Annotated in this window: 11 protein-coding genes; 1 reads left to right on the top strand and 10 read right to left on the bottom strand. The window is 61.7% G+C overall.

The features are described 5' to 3' along the window. The 10 genes from nuoF to BLX42_RS24035 all read right to left on the bottom strand — a co-directional run. On the bottom strand, positions 1-1321 hold a 1321-nt coding region (gene nuoF / locus BLX42_RS24080), incomplete at its 3' end, for an NADH-quinone oxidoreductase subunit NuoF (protein ID WP_161872825.1). Beyond that, positions 1318-1815, bottom strand: coding sequence for an NADH-quinone oxidoreductase subunit NuoE (nuoE, locus tag BLX42_RS24075; RefSeq protein ID WP_012313767.1), 498 nt, complete (start codon positions 1813-1815; stop codon positions 1318-1320). The genes nuoF and nuoE, both read right to left, overlap by 4 nt. Before the next feature lie 2 nt (positions 1816-1817). Then, on the bottom strand, positions 1818-3599 hold the full coding sequence (nuoC, locus tag BLX42_RS24070) for an NADH-quinone oxidoreductase subunit C/D (protein WP_046787244.1): 1782 nt from the start codon (positions 3597-3599) through the stop codon (positions 1818-1820). A 79-nt stretch (positions 3600-3678) separates the two neighbouring features. Further along, the gene (locus BLX42_RS24065; RefSeq protein WP_012313769.1) at positions 3679-4356 is read right to left on the bottom strand and encodes an NADH-quinone oxidoreductase subunit B family protein; all 678 of its coding nucleotides are present in this window, start codon (positions 4354-4356) and stop codon (positions 3679-3681) included. Positions 4357-4366: 10 nt separating this feature from the next. Then, positions 4367-4780 (bottom strand): NADH-quinone oxidoreductase subunit A, encoded by a 414-nt coding sequence (locus BLX42_RS24060; protein ID WP_003251427.1) that lies wholly within the window; start codon positions 4778-4780, stop codon positions 4367-4369. Positions 4781-5479: 699 nt separating this feature from the next. Continuing rightward, entirely contained in the window at positions 5480-6589 is a 1110-nt protein-coding gene (locus BLX42_RS24055) for a hypothetical protein (protein WP_256345790.1), read from the bottom strand. A gap of 163 nt (positions 6590-6752) precedes the next feature. Beyond that, positions 6753-7217 (bottom strand): DUF1348 family protein, encoded by a 465-nt coding sequence (locus BLX42_RS24050; RefSeq protein ID WP_046787243.1) that lies wholly within the window; start codon positions 7215-7217, stop codon positions 6753-6755. A 124-nt stretch (positions 7218-7341) separates the two neighbouring features. After that, positions 7342-8523 (bottom strand): MFS transporter, encoded by a 1182-nt coding sequence (locus tag BLX42_RS24045; RefSeq protein WP_161872824.1) that lies wholly within the window; start codon positions 8521-8523, stop codon positions 7342-7344. 75 nt (positions 8524-8598) lie between these two features. Further along, entirely contained in the window at positions 8599-9402 is an 804-nt protein-coding gene (dkgB, locus tag BLX42_RS24040) for a 2,5-didehydrogluconate reductase DkgB (RefSeq protein ID WP_161872823.1), read from the bottom strand. A 199-nt stretch (positions 9403-9601) separates the two neighbouring features. Beyond that, on the bottom strand, positions 9602-11179 hold the full coding sequence (locus tag BLX42_RS24035; protein WP_161872822.1) for a hypothetical protein: 1578 nt from the start codon (positions 11177-11179) through the stop codon (positions 9602-9604). Between the two features lie 151 nt (positions 11180-11330). Here BLX42_RS24035 and BLX42_RS24030 point away from each other — a divergent pair. Continuing rightward, on the top strand, positions 11331-16407 hold a 5077-nt coding region (locus tag BLX42_RS24030), incomplete at its 3' end, for an NEL-type E3 ubiquitin ligase domain-containing protein (protein WP_161872821.1).

The following is a 16407-nucleotide window of genomic DNA, read 5'->3' as shown; positions in this document are numbered from 1 at the left end:
GGGTGCCAGCGCTTTCAGGCGCCACACCGGCCTCGAACTCCGAGCGGAAATATTTGATGGCACTGCCCAGCGGCTCGACGGCACCGGGTGCGTGAGCGCAGAAGGTACGGCCTGGGCCGAGGAAGTTCACCAGACCCAGCAGGGTCTCGATGTCTTCGGCACGGCCCTGGCCGTTTTCCAGGGAACGCAGCATCTTCACGCTCCACGGCAGGCCGTCCCGGCAGGGGGTGCACCAGCCGCACGATTCGCGGGCGAAGAACTCTTCCATGTTGCGCAGCAGCGAAACCATGTTGACGCTGTCGTCGACCGCCATGGCAAGGCCCGTACCCATGCGGGTGCCGACCTTGGCGATGCCGCCGGCGTACATCTGCGCGTCGAGGTGCTCGGGCAGCAGGAAACCGGTACCGGCGCCGCCTGGCTGCCAGCACTTGAGCTTGAAGCCGTCGCGCATGCCGCCGGCGTAGTCTTCGAACAGCTCACGGGCGGTCACGCCGAACGGCAGCTCCCACAGCCCCGGGTTCTTCACCTTGCCGGAGAAGCCCATCAGTTTGGTGCCATGGTCCTCGCTGCCTTCGCGGGCCAGCGACTTGTACCAGTCGTTGCCGTTGGCGACGATGGCCGGCACGTTGCACAGCGTCTCGACGTTGTTCACGCACGTCGGCTTGCCCCACACACCCACGGCGGCAGGGAAGGGCGGCTTCGAGCGCGGGTTGGCGCGGCGGCCTTCCAGCGAGTTGATCAGTGCGGTTTCTTCACCGCAGATGTAGCGCCCGGCACCGGTGTGCACGAACAGCTCGAAGTCGAAGCCCGAGCCGAGGATGTTCTTGCCCAGCAGGCCGGCAGCCTTGGCTTCATCGATGGCGCGGTTGAGGTTCTTCGCCGCAGTGGTGTACTCGCCACGCAGGAAGATGTAACCGCGGTAGGCCTTCAGGGCGCGGGCGCTGATCAGCATGCCCTCGACCAGCAGATGGGGCTGTTGCTCCATCAGCATGCGGTCCTTCCAGGTGTTGGGCTCCATTTCGTCCGCGTTGCACAGCAGGTAGCGGATGTTCATGGATTCGTCTTTGGGCATCAGGCCCCACTTCACGCCAGTGGGGAAGCCCGCGCCGCCACGGCCCTTGAGGCCGGAGTCCTTGACGCTCTGCACGATGTCGTCGGCGGACATTTCTGCCAGTGCCTTGCGGGCGGCAGCGTAGCCGTTCTTGGCCTGGTACTCGTCGAGCCATACCGGCTCGCCGTCGTCACGCAGGCGCCAGGTCAGCGGGTGAGTTTCGGCCGAACGCGCGATGCGGTTGGCCGGGCCGAAGGAAGTGATGGTCATACGTAACCCTCCAGCAGCTTGGAAACGCCAGCAGGCTGCACGTCGCCAAAGGTATCGTCATCGATCATCAGCGCCGGGGCCTTGTCGCAGTTGCCCAGGCAGCACACCGGCAGCAGGGTGAAACGACCGTCCGCGGTGGTCTGGCCCAGGCCGATGCCCAGTTCGCTCTGGATCTGGCTGACCACCGACTCGTGGCCGCCGATGTAGCAGACCATGCTGTCGCACACACGAATGATGTGGCGGCCGACAGGCTGGCGGAAAATCTGGCTGTAGAAGGTGGCCACGCCCTCGACGTCGCTGGCAGGGATGCCGAGCACTTCGCCGATGGCGTAGATGGCGCCGTCCGGCACCCAGCCGCGTTCCTTCTGGACGATCTTCAGGGCTTCGATGGACGCCGCGCGCGGGTCCTCGTAGTGGTGCATCTCGTGCTCGATGGCCGAGCGCTCGGTTTCGCTCAGGGCGAAACGGTCTGTCTGGATAAGCGTGCTGTTCATGCTTAGCGGTCCACGTCAGCCATAACGAAGTCGATACTGCCCAGGTACGCGATGAGGTCGGCGACCATGCTGCCTTTGATCACCGAAGGGATCTGCTGCAGGTGCGGGTAGCTCGGGGTGCGGATCCGGGTGCGGTAGCTCATGGTGCCGCCATCGCTCGTCAGGTAGTAACTGTTGATGCCCTTGGTCGCTTCGATCATCTGGAACGACTCGTTGGCCGGCATGACCGGGCCCCACGAGACTTGCAGGAAGTGCGTGATCAAGGTTTCGATGTGCTGCAGGGTGCGCTCTTTCGGCGGCGGCGTGGTCAGCGGGTGATCCGCCTTGTACGGGCCTTCCGGCATGTTGCGCAGGCACTGGTCGATGATGCGGATACTCTGGCGCATCTCCTCGACACGGACCATGCAGCGATCGTAGGCATCGCCGTTGTGGGCCAGCGGCACTTCGAACTCGAAGTTCTCGTAGCCGGAGTACGGGCGGGCTTTGCGCAGGTCGAAATCGCAACCGGTGGCGCGCAGGCCGGCACCGGTGGTGCCCCATTCCAGCGCTTCTTTGGTGTTGTATGCAGCCACACCGATGGTACGGCCCTTGAGGATGCTGTTCTGCAGGGCAGCCTTGGTGTATTCGTCCAGGCGCTTGGGCAGCCACTCGACGAAGTCCTTGACCAGCTTGTCCCAGCCACGTGGCAGGTCGTGGGCGACGCCGCCGATGCGGTACCAGGCCGGGTGCAGGCGGAAACCGGTGATCGCTTCGATCACGGTGTAGGCGCGCTGGCGGTCGGTGAAGGTGAAGAACACCGGAGTCATGGCGCCGACGTCCTGGATGTAGGTACCCAGGAACAGCAGGTGGCTGGTGATGCGGAAGAACTCGGCGAGCATGATGCGAATCACGTCGACCTTCTGCGGCACCTGAATACCTGCCAGCTTTTCTACCGCCAGGACGTACGGCAGGTTGTTCATCACCCCGCCCAGGTAGTCGATACGGTCGGTGTAGGGGATGAAGCTGTGCCAGGACTGGCGCTCGGCCATCTTCTCGGCACCACGGTGGTGGTAGCCGATGTCCGGTACGCAGTCGACGATCTCTTCGCCGTCCAGCTGCAGGACGATACGGAACGCACCGTGGGCAGACGGGTGGTTGGGGCCCAGGTTGAGGAACATGTAGTCCTCGTTGGCGCCCTGACGCTTCATGCCCCAGGCTTCCGGGTTGAAGCGTGCCGATTCCTCTTCAAGCTGCTGTTTGGCCAGGGTCAGGCTGTAGGGGTCGAACTCGGTGGCGCGGGCCGGGTAGTCCTTGCGCAGCGGGTGGCCTTCCCAGGTCGGCGGCATCATGATGCGGCTCAGGTGTGGGTGGCCGGCAAAGTCGATGCCGAACATGTCCCAGACTTCGCGCTCGTACCAGTTGGCGTTTGGCCAGATGCCGGTCACGGTCGGCAGGTTCAGGTCGCCTTCGCTGAGCGACACCTTGATCATCACGTCGCTGTTACGCTCGACCGACATCAGGTGGTAGAACACACTGAAATCGGCGGCAGGCAGGCCGCGACGCTGTGTGCGCAGGCGTTCGTCGACACCGTGCAGGTCGTACAGCATGCTGTATGGCTTGGTGACGCCGCGCAGGAAGCTGAGCACCTCTTTGAGCTGGGCGCGCTTGACCCACAGCACGGGCATGCCGGTGCGGGTTTCCTGGGCGACGAATGCTTCGGCGCCAAAACGGTTGTGCAGTTCGACGACCACATCCTGGTCGTCAGCCTTGTAAGGCGGAATGAAAATAGCGTTGTCCGCTGTCATGGTCTCGGTCGCTTTGGGTCAACGTTAAGAATGAAGCCAGGCCGCCGGCTCCTTCGGGAGCGGGCGGCAGGTCGCTGGATCAGACTTCGTCGGGGCTGCGCAGGTTGGTTACGGCAATGCGCTGCTCACGACGCAGGTCTTTCTGGGCTGGCATCTCGGCACGGTAAATACCTTGATCACCAACGACCCAGGAAAGCGGGCGTCGTTCTTGGCCGATCGACTCCTGCAGCAGCATCAAGCCTTGCAGGAAAGCTTCAGGGCGTGGCGGGCAGCCAGGCACATAGACGTCCACAGGGAGGAACTTGTCGACCCCCTGAACGACCGAGTAGATGTCGTACATGCCGCCGGAGTTGGCGCACGAGCCCATGGAGATGACCCATTTGGGTTCGAGCATCTGCTCATACAGGCGCTGGATGATCGGCGCCATCTTGATGAAGCAGGTACCGGCGATGACCATGAAGTCGGCCTGACGCGGCGAGGCCCGGATGACTTCGGCGCCGAAGCGGGCGATGTCGTGGGGCGCCGTGAAGGCCGTGGTCATTTCCACGTAACAGCAGGACAGGCCGAAGTTGTACGGCCAGAGGGAGTTCTTGCGCCCCCAGTTGACCGCGCCACGCAGCACATCTTCGAGTTTCCCCATGTAGATGTTCTTGTGGACCTGGTCCTCTAGCAGTTGGTCGGTAACGGTTTCCCGTTCGCCGACCGGGTACTGCTCGTTGGGCGCATCCGGATCGATTCTGGTGAGATTGTATTGCATTGCCAAAGCCTCATTGTTTCAGCTTCGCTTGCCGCTTGCGGCGACCTTCGGGAGCCCAATCAAGTGCCCCGACGCGCCAAAGGTAGACAAGACCTGCCAACAGAATTGCTATGAAAACGAGCGCTTCGACGAATCCGGTCCAGCCGCTTTCGCGGACGGACACAGACCATGCAAAGAGAAAGAGGGCTTCGATATCGAAGATCACGAACAGCATCGCGACCAGATAGAATTTGGCGGAAAGGCGCAGGCGGGCGCTGCCGACGGGCAGCATGCCGGATTCGAAGGGTTCGTTCTTGGCGCGGCCCCAGGCCTTGCTACCGAGCAGGCTGGACAGGCCGAGCATGAAGGCGCACAGGCCGACGACACCCAGGAGGAAGATGGCAAAGCCCCAGTTGTGGGCGATGAGTCCTGCCGAATCGGACATGCTAGAGATCCTTATACAGAGACCCAGCTCTGCAGTCTGAAATAAGTAGAGCGGCGACGTGGTGTCGCAGGTGCAGTGACCAAATGTCGCAGCTGAATCAATCGCGCTGATTTTATGGGTAAACCCGGTGCAAGTAAAATTTCTGTCGCAAATTTATTCGTAGGATTAAGAACAAAATCCGCTCGTAACTGGCTGAAAGCCTTGAAATTCGGGCATTGCGTGCGTTTTTGTCAATTATGTTTCTTGCAAAGAGTAACGAAGTGCAACTTTAGTAATGATAATTAATAGCATTTGACTTGGTGCTTTTGATTGACTGTTCCGTGGCTTGTAAAGTTCGTCTGGCACTTTCCCTCTGCTTGCAAATGCGAAAGACTCCTGTTCTAGCAGCTTGCGGTGCGGCTTGTGCCGCTCTGGGTCAATACTTTATCGATTTAGCGATGACCGGCTGATGAGCGGGTGGGGCAGTCGGTGCGGGCAGCCTGCCACACGCCTGGGCGCGTCAGCGCATGGCACTGATGGCCACGCGTACTGCTGCGCTGTCGCAAGCGTAGTCCTTATTTTGCGGTTTGTGCTGATGCCTTTGGCGTGTGAGGGCGCCGTTGGAGGCATAGCGAGTGGAATGCGGCGCCCGTCCACATCGTCAAGGGCGTGAAAACCTCAAAAAAGGCCTCCCGGCGTCAGGGCAGGCCAAGGGTGGGTTTACGGGAAAATGATCTTGCTGTAGGCAAACTCGTTATCACCCCGTTTGATGCCTGCCTCGGAGGTTTTCACCTCAACGCGGTCATCGTCGTGAACAACGATGATCTGGTGCGCATCCAGCACCTCTACACCTTCGGGCTTGTTGCTGAACACCAGCGCACTGCCGTCTTCGCGTGTCAGAAGTTTGGGCGTGCCCGGCTTCCCCGCTGTGAACGGTACGGCCCATAGAAGTCCACCTATTTCAGTGGATTTTTTGCCCGCAGCATCAACGGATTGCTGCTCGAAGCTGGTGACCGCATAAAGCCTGTCTTTATTGAACCGGTCATACTCCAGGCCTGATAGCCCGAGCGTCTGGCCTTGCGCTTGGATGTTGAGGTTCTGGATTGTTTTGAATGCCTCCACAAGCTCCAAGGTCCCATTTCTGAACTTCACATGCGCGGAAATAAGTAGAAAGCCGAAATGCGAGTCAGCACTGCTGTTTCCCTGTTTGCGGATGCCGATGATCAGTTGGCCATCTGCCGCTTTTTCGTGCGCCGGTTCGCTCGGCGCCATGGTAATGCCTTCGATTTGAAAGTACGGCGCGCCAATGGCTTCGCTGATCTGTTTGCGCAGTGCGATCGAGCTTGTGACCCCACCGCGTGATGAGGGCGACAGGGGCTTTGCGGCCTCAGGCTCGTCCACGGGCCAGTACAAGAGGGTGCTGAGTATGTCAGCGCGCGGATCTTGTTCGGTGCCGGCTTTGTTGAAGGCGGTGCTGGCGATGATGTATCGGCCATCCAGCGTCTTGGTCAGTGCCTCGTACTTATCGGCTTCTTTTAACGCATCCCCGGGCAGCACGGTAGGCTCACCACTGATTTTGCCCTGCTCAAGGTCAAGCGTGAACAGGGCCGGCCCCCCAGTGGCGGGCAAGCGTTTGTCGTTGGCCAAGAGCAGTTTTCCATTGCTCGCAACCACTGCCGATACTTCACAGTTGACGGAGGTTTCAGGGGTAAAACACGCTGCTGTGTGATGTTCGATGGTTGCAATGCGTCCTGGCAGTTCAGCTGCCGGTGCGTGAGATGCTGCGCTGGCGAGGCCGGCAACCAGCATGATAATTGCTCGCTTTTCCATGGGCACTGTCCTTGTGGGAGTGGGAACGTTGCGCAGAAAAGCGTAATGGGAGGGAGAGAAGCCGGAAACTGGCATTTTTGGCAGTAGCTGTTCGACATGACCCACACGCGGACGACCTGATGTCATTGCCAGCAGGCGCATCGACCCTCTGCCCCCAAGGCGGTCAGAGCCCCAGTTCGCTGAGCCCCGGATGGTCGTCCGGGCGGCGTCCCAAAGGCCAGCGGAACTTGCGGTCCGCTTCGGCGATAGGCTGCTCGTTGATGCTCGAGTGGCGATTGTGCATCAGGCCATCGGCGGCGAATTCCCAGTTTTCGTTGCCATAGGCACGGAACCACTGACCGCTGTCGTCGTGGTATTCGTAGGCATAGCGCACCGCAATGCGGTTGTCGGTGAATGCCCACAACTCCTTGATCAGTCGGTACTCCAGTTCATGGTTCCACTTGCGGGCCAGAAAGGCTTGGACCTCGGCACGGCCCCGCGGGAACTCGACACGGTTACGCCATACGGTATCGGGGGTGTATGCCAGCGATACCTTGGCCGCGTCACGGCTGTTCCAGCCATCCTCGGCCAGGCGGACTTTTTCGATGGCGCTTTCGCGGGTAAAGGGAGGCAATGGAGGGCGGGACATGGGGGAACTCCTTGGCGGTGGTTGGCGTAGAGGAGAGTACTGCTGCAGCGGCATTGGGGGGAATGGCTGCAACGGGCACTTCATAATTGCGCCCGTTGCAAGAGTGCAGCGCTTACGGCAGCGCCTAAACCGCGGCGCCCAAGGCCTTGTCGACAGCCTTGCCGCGCCCGCCCAGCCATACCAGCACCAGGGCCGCCGCAGCCAGCACGCCGCCGGCCATGGGCACTGCGGCATAGCCCAGATCCAGGCTGATCACCGTGCCACCCAGTGCCGCGCCAACGGCATTGCCAAGGTTGAATGCGCCGACGTTGATCGACGATGCAAGCCCTGGTGCCTCGATGGCGGCAGTCATGACGCGCATCTGCAAGGGCGGCACCACGGCGAAGGTGAACACGCCCCAGACCAGCAGCGCGATGGCCGCACCAATGTGGCTGCCCAGTAGCAGCGGCATCAGCAACATGATCAGCGCCAGTGCACCGAGGAAGATGCGCGCAGCGCCGTCCAGCGACCAGTCGGCCAGGCGCCCACCCAGGCTGTTGCCCAAGGTGAAACCGACACCGATCAGCACCAGGCCGAGGGTGATGAAGCTGTTTGAAGCGCCGGTCAGTTCCGCCAGTACCGGCGCTACGTAGGTGTACAGGGTGAACATGGCGCCGGCGCCAAGCACGGTGGTAGCCATCGCCAACAGCACGCTGGGGCGGGCGATGACCGCCAGCTCTTTGCGCACGTGGGGCACGCTGCCACGCTCACCTTTGGGCAGCGCGTACCACAGGGCGGCCATGGCCAGCAGGCCGAGTACTGCAGTACCGGCAAAGGCCATGCGCCAGCCGACCTGCTGGCCGACCCAGGTCGCCGCAGGTACGCCGCCGATATTGGCGATGGTCAGGCCCATGAACATCGTTGCCACGGCACTGGCCTGTTTGTCCTTGGGGACCACGCTGGCGGCGACCACTGCGCCCAGGCCGAAGAAGGCACCGTGGTTGAGGCTGGTGACCAGCCGCGAGGCGAGCAAGGTGTAGTAGTCCGGGGAGAGTGCCGAGAGCAGGTTGCCGAGGGTGAAGATGGCCATCAGCGCCATCAGTGCGGCGCGTTTGCCAAAGCGGCTGAACAGCAGGGTCATGATCGGCGCACCGACCATCACGCCGATGGCATAGGCGGTAATCAGCATGCCCGCGCTGGGGATGCTCACATCGATGCCTTGCGCGATTACCGGCAGCAGGCCCATGGGCGTGAATTCGGTGGTACCGATGCCGAAGGCGCCGATAGCCAGGGCAAACAAAACCCGTTTTGGGGAAAGCGTGCTCATCAGGAGCTCCGGTTCAAAGGTCAATGAGCAGTGGTACCGGCCAGGAACAGGCCGGTACCGACATGCAGCGGGTCATCAGTCCCAGGCGGGCGCCAGGCCATCCGGGCTGACTTCACGGCCATTGCGCTCGAGCGAGGCGATGCGCGCCATGTCGTCGGCATCCAGTCTCAGGCTGCAGGCGAGCAGGTTGCTGGCCAGGTTCTCGCGCTTGGTGGAGGAGGGGATCACTGCGTATCCCTGCTGCATGGCCCAGGCCAGGGCCACTTGGGCGACCGTGGCCTTGTGCTTGGCGGCGATCTCGGCCAGCACCGGGTCCTTCAGCACTTTGCCGTAGGCCAGGGTCATGTACGAGGTGAGGGTGATGCCCTGATCCTTGAGGTAGGCAGCCAGTTTGGCGTTTTGCAGGTAGGGGCTGAGCTCGACCTGGTTGGTGGCGATTTCGCCTTTGCCGACCACCTCGATGGCTTGGCGGGTGAGTTCGATGTTGAAGTTTGACACGCCGATCTGACGGGTCAGGCCGAGTTTTTTGGCTTCGGCCAAAGCTGTCATGTACTCGGCCAGTTCGATGCCTTTGCCTGGGGCTGGCCAGTGGATCAGCAGCAGGTCGACGTAGTCGGTACGCAGCTTGGCCAGGCTCTCGCGCAAGCTGGGGACCAGCTTGTCTGTGCCATGGTTGTCGATCCAGATCTTGGTGGTGATGAACAGCTCGCTGCGCGGTACGCCGCTTTCGGCAATGGCCTGGCCTACGTCGGCTTCGTTCTTGTAGATCTGCGCGGTGTCGATGGCACGGTAGCCCAGCGCCAGGGCGGACTTTACCGAGTCGATGACGGCCTGGCCGGTGAGGCGGTAGGTGCCAAGGCCGAAGGATGGAATGCTCATGGGGCTGCTCCTGCTGAGTGATTGAGGTTGAACCAGGGCTTAGGCGCCCTGCTGCCGACCTCGTTCGAATGGGGAGCAGTGTGCAAGTTTTGCAGGGCTTGATTAAGACGGCACAACGCCAAGGTCTTTTGACCATAAATCACGAGTCACCCCTGGGCTCGTGATTCGAACGCCGTAAATAAGCCCTGTCAGTCTCGACTCACGTGGTGATCTGCCCAGGAGCCGACTGCAGTCGCCACAGGTGGCCCCTGCCAGCCACTTGCTCTTGCAGCGTAGAGGCCAGCCCTGCACGCCGCGCAGCCCGATCCTGGCTGAGCATCTCGTCAAGCATGTCCAGCAGTTCGCGAGACTGGGCGGCCGCTGCGCTATGGGTCGTATCGTCCTGCAGCACGCCCTCCTGATAGGTGCGCACGCGCTCTTTCTGGCTGGCCTCTTGAGTCGCGGTCGCCTCGACCAGGGCGTTGTCGGCGAACGCCAGGCGAGTGCTGCTGCGGGATTGGTCGTCGATCGTGTGATAGCTGTAGTTCTGCGTTTTGTTGTCGCGGGTCAGGGTCAGGCCGACGAGCGGGTTCAAGCCTTCATGCCAGGCGGCTTTCATGCTTGCCTGTTGCGCCTGCTCTACGGCCAGGTTCGCTGCCGGGCCTTGCAGAGTGGTCGATTGCGAAACCTTGTAGTCGAAGTGGTCCACTTCTTCAGGCCGCATCGGATTGATCTTCTGTTCGGTCTGCGTGATCGAGGCATCGAAGTCGGCCAGGCCGCTCAACAGCAGGCGGCTGGCCGTGTTCTGCGCCAGGTCATGGCCTGCAGGGCGCTTGCTGGTATCGTCCACGCTGTTGAGCTGGCTGAAGGCATCCTTGAACAGTGCCATCAGTTGCGCGTCACCATGGCCGCGCTTTTGCGCTGCATCGAACTGGGTCAGGTAATTGGCCACGGCTGCCTGACGCTGAGCCTGGCTGCCCAGCAGCGCGCCGCCCTGGGTGTCGAGGTTCATCCTGACCGTGCCGTTGGCGCCTTGCAGTGTGAGGTTGCGGGAATCTTCGTTCAGTTGCAGGTCGAAGGTTTGCTGGTCGCCGCTTGCATTCTGCAATTTGGCATTCAATTGCAAACCGGTGAACAGCGCCGGGTCGAGCTTGACCAGTGCGCCCAGCTGCAGGCTGGGTGGTTCCTGGGTCAGCCCGTTGAGGGCAGCCTGGAAGCTGCTCGCCAGCGCTGCCAAGCCTTTGAGCTCGTCAGTGGTCAACGTACCGTCTTGCACGTCGGCATCCACGGCCAGGCCGTTGGTGCTGCTGTAGAGCCCCACCGTCACGGTGGCGCCTGAGCCGGTAGTGAGGTTGAAGCTGACGCTGCTGGTGGCGTGTTCGCGCAACCTGGCCTGCTGCATGGCCAGCAGCAACGGGTCGGTTGTCGCGCCATCATCGATCGCCAGCCCGGATTGCGAGATACGCTGGCCACCGCTGGCCGCCAGTTGCTCCAACAGGGCAGCACCAAGCCCTTGGAAGCGCGCTGCGGGGGAGGAAGCCTGAATGGCGCTCAGCATGTACATGCTGAGTTTGTCGATGCCGTCCTGCTCCCACACATACTGTGTCTGCGCTTTACCGAGGGTACCTTTGGCCGTGTAGGTCTGGGTGTCGACGCGGCTTTCTTGCTGGCCAAGGCTTACCACCGTGCTCGGGGATGTCATCGGCGCTTCTGTCGGCAGGGTGGCTGGTACCTGCGGTGCACGGTGGGTGATGTGGGCGACAGGGGTCAGGCGCACCACTGAGGTGATCGGGTTCATCGCCAGCTTCCTTTCTGGTCAGTAGTTGTAACTGTTATCGGCAGGGCTTGTGCAAACGTGAACGTCTGTCACGTCGGCAGGTTGCAATAGTTAACGCAAAAGCCTCGTCACGCGGTGGTGCAATCGCTGTTTTGCGCCCTAGGAGCCCGCGATGCCCAGTCAGCCGTTCACTGATGACTCCACCAATGCCTTGATTGCCAGTCGCTTGCCCGCCTGGCTGACCGAACTTGCGTCCGACACCCTCAACAGCTTGCTCCAGAGCCAGCAGCGACAACAGCAGGTACAGCATCAGTTGCACGAATGGCTGGCGCGGATCACCCCACTCGATGCATTTGCCGAGCCGCTGCTGCGAGAAGCTCTGCAGGCGGAACATCAACTTGGTGTCGATGTGCGTCGGGCCACGCTGCGGCGCAGAACCCTGCAGCGATTTCCCTCGCATGTTGCGCAAGTGCCGGATGGGGTCAAAGAGCAGATCTACCAGCACAGCCTGCTGCAATCGGCGTTGCATAACTTTACCGAGGGTGAAACGTTCGCCACCAGCATCATGCAGGGCACTGCGGTGCTGGATGCATCAGGGAATGCTTGCGCGCTCTCGCCCAAAGCATTCTTTGCCCTGTGCCGCTCGCTCGACCTGGGGGGGCGTTACCAGGCGTACCTGCGCGCGCAGTTGACGCCCGGTGGTGAAGCGGGGAAACAACTGAGCACGCTGATCGAGGCAGGTTATCGCACGAGTCTCGAGGCGGCGCTGAGGCTGGCACTGGTCAATGGTGAAATACCCAGGCATGCCTATGAACACTGTGCCCCGCTGATTGACTTGATCTCGGTCGCATCCCCCTCCATCTCTGGGCTGCGGCCCATGCAACTGCGTGTGTTCGGCCGGCTGGTGCGGGGCGCGGTGGCGTTCGAGATAACCCATCAGCGCGCGACCGGTGACGAGTTCGAGGGCATATTGTGCTGGATCCCTGATGATCCTCAAGGCCCGCTGACCTGGTATACCTCTTGGGCATCGCTGTTCATGACGTTGGGTAAACAGTTCCGTTTGCCCGGTTACGTCGAATTCTTCCAACGCTTTATCGGTGAGCGTGACCGGAGTGCCTACACCCGTGCCTTGACCCAGGCGCTGAGTGATACTGCCGAGAATGTGCCGGTCCAGCTCGATGGTCGTTACGAGCCTGTCGAGCAGCCGTTGTTCGAATACCTGCGCCGCCAACTGATCGACACCCTGTTGGACAATGCCAAAGTGCACGCCATACCCACTGCCGAAGTGGAAGCGCAGCAGCGCGACAGGCGCTTGCATTTCTACCTGAGCTTTGCCATCGATGCGTTGGGCCTGGCGAGCTTCGCGCTACCTGCACTGGCTTTGCCATTGCTGGGGATCACCGCGTTGCAGCTGGCTGACGACGTGTACGAGGGCTATGCCGATTGGCGCTTGGGGGACCGCCAGAGCGCGCTGGAGCACTTGTATTGCGTAGCGCAAACCGTGGCCATGACGGCCGTCAATGTCGGCGCAGGCGCGGCTTCGCACCGCCTGGTGGAGGATGCTCGCGTCGCAGATCTAGTGCCGGTCTACACGGATGAACATACACTGAAGTTGAGTGACCCCAGGCTGCCAGGCTATGCCGTCCAGGACCGAGGCGCAGTCGGTGAGTTGATCGGTCTGCAAGGTGCAGAGTATGTGCGTACCCCCTTGGCCAGCCATTTGACCTACCTGGAAGCTCAAACGCAGCAGCGTCGCATCCGTCATCCCGTGCGTCCCAATGCTTATGCGCCGCTGCTCGAGGGCAACGAGGGCGCTTGCTGGCAGCATGAACTGGAGACGCCCCACGAATGGCAGGGCAGTGCTGAGTTGTTTCAGGACCTCGACGCGGGCTGGGCGCACCTCGATGAGCAGGCCATACACGCGGTGATGCGGGCAACGGGGTTCAACCAGGACCAACTGCGCCGTTTGCATGTGGAACAGGCACAGGCGCCGGCGCGCTTGCACGATGCAGTGCAGAGGCAGCAGTTGCACGCTCAGCGGCCAGAGCTGAACGGGGAGGCCTTCGAGCGGCAGCTGCAGGCTCAGCAGCCCATGCCCGGCGAAGCCGAAACCCTGCTTCGCCGGGACTTTCCCGGCCTGTCGGTAATGGGTGCGCGTGAGATCATCGAACATGCGCCCGAGGACCAGGTGGAGCATATGCTCGCGCACCAGCGTGTGCCGTTGGCCTTGGCCGAGCAGGCGCGCTGGTACGTGCGCGATACGCGCCTGGACCGCGCCTGTGCGGGCCTGCTTCAAACCGCCGCAATCAATCGTGATACCGAGCAACTGGCATTGGGCCTGATCGCCGAGCGCGCCCCGTGGCGAGGAGTGCGCATCGAGCTGCGCGGCGACACGCTGTCGGGTGAAATGACTGCGTGGGCCGGAGCGCAAGCGGCCAGCGAGGTACGCACCGTGCTTCGAACGGCCCAGGGGTATCAGGCGCTGGATGCTCACGCAAACCCGTTGCCGTTGGCCAGGGCTGACGACAGCCTGTTCCAGGCTCTGTTGCTGCAGCTCGATCCCTGGCAGAAAAGGATATTGGGCGATGCCGGCGACGCCCCCGAAACACTGGCCCAGGCCATGTCGCAATGGGCCTGCGAAGAGCGCGAGCTCGCCGCTTCACTGTTGCGCATGGCGCCAGTCGGCCTTGGTTTCAGGCCGCCGGTACGGCTGGGCGACGGGCGCCTGGGTTACCCCTTGAGTGGCCGTGGCGAAAGCAGCAATCGCGCGTTGCGTCGGGGTATTCAACGGCTGTTCCCCGATTTCGACGAAAGCGCGATGGAGCAGTTTGCGCAGAACGCCCGCGCGCTTGGGCTGACACCCTGGAATCACTACCTGCGCCTGTGTGAAGAGCTGCGAACGCTCGACCAGGCGTTGGGGCTGTGGCGTCGGCAATCGTCGGGGCCGATTCAGTTGATCCGGCGGGCGCGCATGGCACGGCGGATTCGTCATGCCTGGCAACGACGCACTCGCGACGGTGAAGGCCATCCTGCGTTGATTCTGGAGGGCTCACGCCTGGGTAGTCTGCCCGAACTGCCTGAGGGCGTTCACTTCGACCATGTGACTTCCCTGGTACTGCGCAATCTTGATCTGACGGCGCTCAGCGAGGGTTTGCTCGCCCGCTTTCCCAATGTACGGCGCCTGGACTTGTCGTCCAACCGGCTGAGCTCGATACCGGATACCAGTGCACTGGCACACCTGGAACAGCTCGATTTGCGCAGCAATCGCATCGTCGACATCAGTGAAGCGCAGGCCGGCTGGTTACGCGCCAACCCCGGCTGCGCAAGCTTGCAGGGCAATCCGCTATCACCGGTTGCACGCGAGCGGCTGGCGATCGAGCTTGTAGCGGCCGGCCAGCAGGGGGCAGAGGGCAGTGCCCCGTGGCTTGAAGGGCTGACCGAGCAGGAGGCTGCGCCGCGCCGCAGGCACTGGCAGGCGCTTGCGCAAGAACCAGGCAGCGATGAGTTCTTCGCTTTTCTCCGCGTGTTGCTGCAGTCCGAGCGCTTTGCTGTTGAACCCCAAGACTTTCGGCGCCGTGTGGGTGAGCTGCTCTACTGCATGTATAACCATGCTCATGTTCGACGGGCAGTATTCCAGCAGGCTGCCGTGCCGCGGGGCAGCGTTGATCTCGATGTGCTGCTCGTCAACTTGAAGGTAGCGCTGCGCACAGAAGGCCTGCATGGTCGGCACGTCGAGCATCAGTTGCGCAGCCTGGGGCGTGAGTTGTTCAGGCTCGATCAGGTTAACCGCTTTGCTGCGCGGCACATCGAAGAGTTGCGCCGGCGCTCTGTGCCATTCAGCCCGGGTGAGATCTATCAAGCCTTCCGGGTACAGCTTTCAGAGCCTTTGGGTATTTACGGCGAACCGACGTACCTCAGTTTCAGGCATGTACAAACTGTGACCCCAAACGACCTGGTTGAGGCCGAGGCAGCGGTGTACGAGGCCGAGACGGCCGAGGCACTGAGCCAGTTCCTGGCGCAACAGGCGTTCTGGCAGGATCACGTCAGGCTCGCCTATGACGATCAGTTTGCTGTCATACGTCAAAACCACGATGAACGGCGAGCCGCGCTTGTAGGGGATGGGGCGCAAGACAGTGGCGCGGTACGTGCGGCAGAGCAAATAGCAGAGCAGCGCAGGGAGGAGGAGTGCGCGCTGACCCTGGCGCTGGCCCGCGGCAACTATCGTGTGTGGTATCAGCTCGGGCTTTTTCATGGCCCTGGCTCGCGAGCGTTCGCGCATCTGTCCAGGCGGCTTGAAGCTAGCCTGGCGCAGTGGCGCGGGTTGCCTGGCGACCCTGAGTATGCTGCGCGATCGAACATGGCGGAGCTCCTGCGCGGCTTCTGGCAGTCGCGTTACCACGATGAAGGGCCGACCCTGCGCTCGACCAGAGAAGGATGGATCATCAGTTCGTTACCTGCGCTGCCCATGGGCATCGTGTTCGAGCAGGTAGGTGACTTGTCGTTGTGCAACCAGCAGGTTTCTGTCATCGAGGCCGATTTCCTGAGTCGGTTTCCTAACCTGAAAACGCTGGACCTCTCGGGCAACCGCCTGCGAACGCTCGATGGCCTGGAGCATTTACCGCAGCTGCGAAGTTTGAACCTCGGCGGTAACATGCTCGACACAGTGGCGGGCCTGGAAAACTTGACCGAGCTTGCCGATCTGGAACTCTGTGGCAATCAACTCGACGAACTGCCGGCCGGTGTCGAGCAGTTGGCCCACCTGACTTACCTCGATCTTTCCTTCAATCAGATCGTGGTCCTGGATGAACGGGTAGGGCAGCTGGCCAGCCTTGAAAACCTGCAATTGAGCGGCAACCTTCTTGGCGCTATACCGAGCAGCTTCGGCAACCTTGCGCAGTTGAGCATTCTCAACGTCGGCGCGAATCGCTTGCTCACCATCCCGGAAGGGCTGAATCACCTGGGCAGGCTTACCCAACTGCACCTGCATAACAATTTCATCACCCTGGACGCGCAATCCCAACTGCGGTTGGAGTGGTTTCCCAGGCTGGAAATTCTCAACCTTGATGCGAATCCGCTGGGGGTGGTGCCGCAGTTACGCTACAACGTTCATCTGCACTACGTATCGTTGCGTGCAACAGGCCTGCGTCACTTTCCTCTGGCGTTGCTGCAACGCTACCCGGAGTTGGTCGTGGACTTGCGTGGGAACCGGATCGGGGTGTTGAGCGAGGAGGCGCTGAGCTGGGTCGAAG

This window comes from Pseudomonas sp. SG-MS2 (assembly GCF_009933855.1).
Classification (GTDB): domain Bacteria; phylum Pseudomonadota; class Gammaproteobacteria; order Pseudomonadales; family Pseudomonadaceae; genus Aquipseudomonas; species Aquipseudomonas putida_E.
The sequence above is the reverse complement of the archived record's forward strand: the minus strand, read 5'-3'. Positions and strand labels throughout refer to the sequence as shown.

What these genes read in the sequence shown, in the direction of transcription:
- nuoE (WP_012313767.1), bottom strand. Translation starts at nt 1,815, where the DNA reads ATGAACAGCACGCTTATCCAGACAGACCGTTTCGCCCTGAGCGAAACC.
- nuoC (WP_046787244.1), bottom strand. Translation starts at nt 3,599, where the DNA reads ATGACAGCGGACAACGCTATTTTCATTCCGCCTTACAAGGCTGACGAC.
- BLX42_RS24065 (WP_012313769.1), bottom strand. Translation starts at nt 4,356, where the DNA reads ATGCAATACAATCTCACCAGAATCGATCCGGATGCGCCCAACGAGCAG.
- BLX42_RS24060 (WP_003251427.1), bottom strand. Translation starts at nt 4,780, where the DNA reads ATGTCCGATTCGGCAGGACTCATCGCCCACAACTGGGGCTTTGCCATC.
- BLX42_RS24055 (WP_256345790.1), bottom strand. Translation starts at nt 6,589, where the DNA reads ATGGAAAAGCGAGCAATTATCATGCTGGTTGCCGGCCTCGCCAGCGCA.
- BLX42_RS24050 (WP_046787243.1), bottom strand. Translation starts at nt 7,217, where the DNA reads ATGTCCCGCCCTCCATTGCCTCCCTTTACCCGCGAAAGCGCCATCGAA.
- BLX42_RS24045 (WP_161872824.1), bottom strand. Translation starts at nt 8,523, where the DNA reads ATGAGCACGCTTTCCCCAAAACGGGTTTTGTTTGCCCTGGCTATCGGC.
- dkgB (WP_161872823.1), bottom strand. Translation starts at nt 9,402, where the DNA reads ATGAGCATTCCATCCTTCGGCCTTGGCACCTACCGCCTCACCGGCCAG.
- BLX42_RS24035 (WP_161872822.1), bottom strand. Translation starts at nt 11,179, where the DNA reads ATGAACCCGATCACCTCAGTGGTGCGCCTGACCCCTGTCGCCCACATC.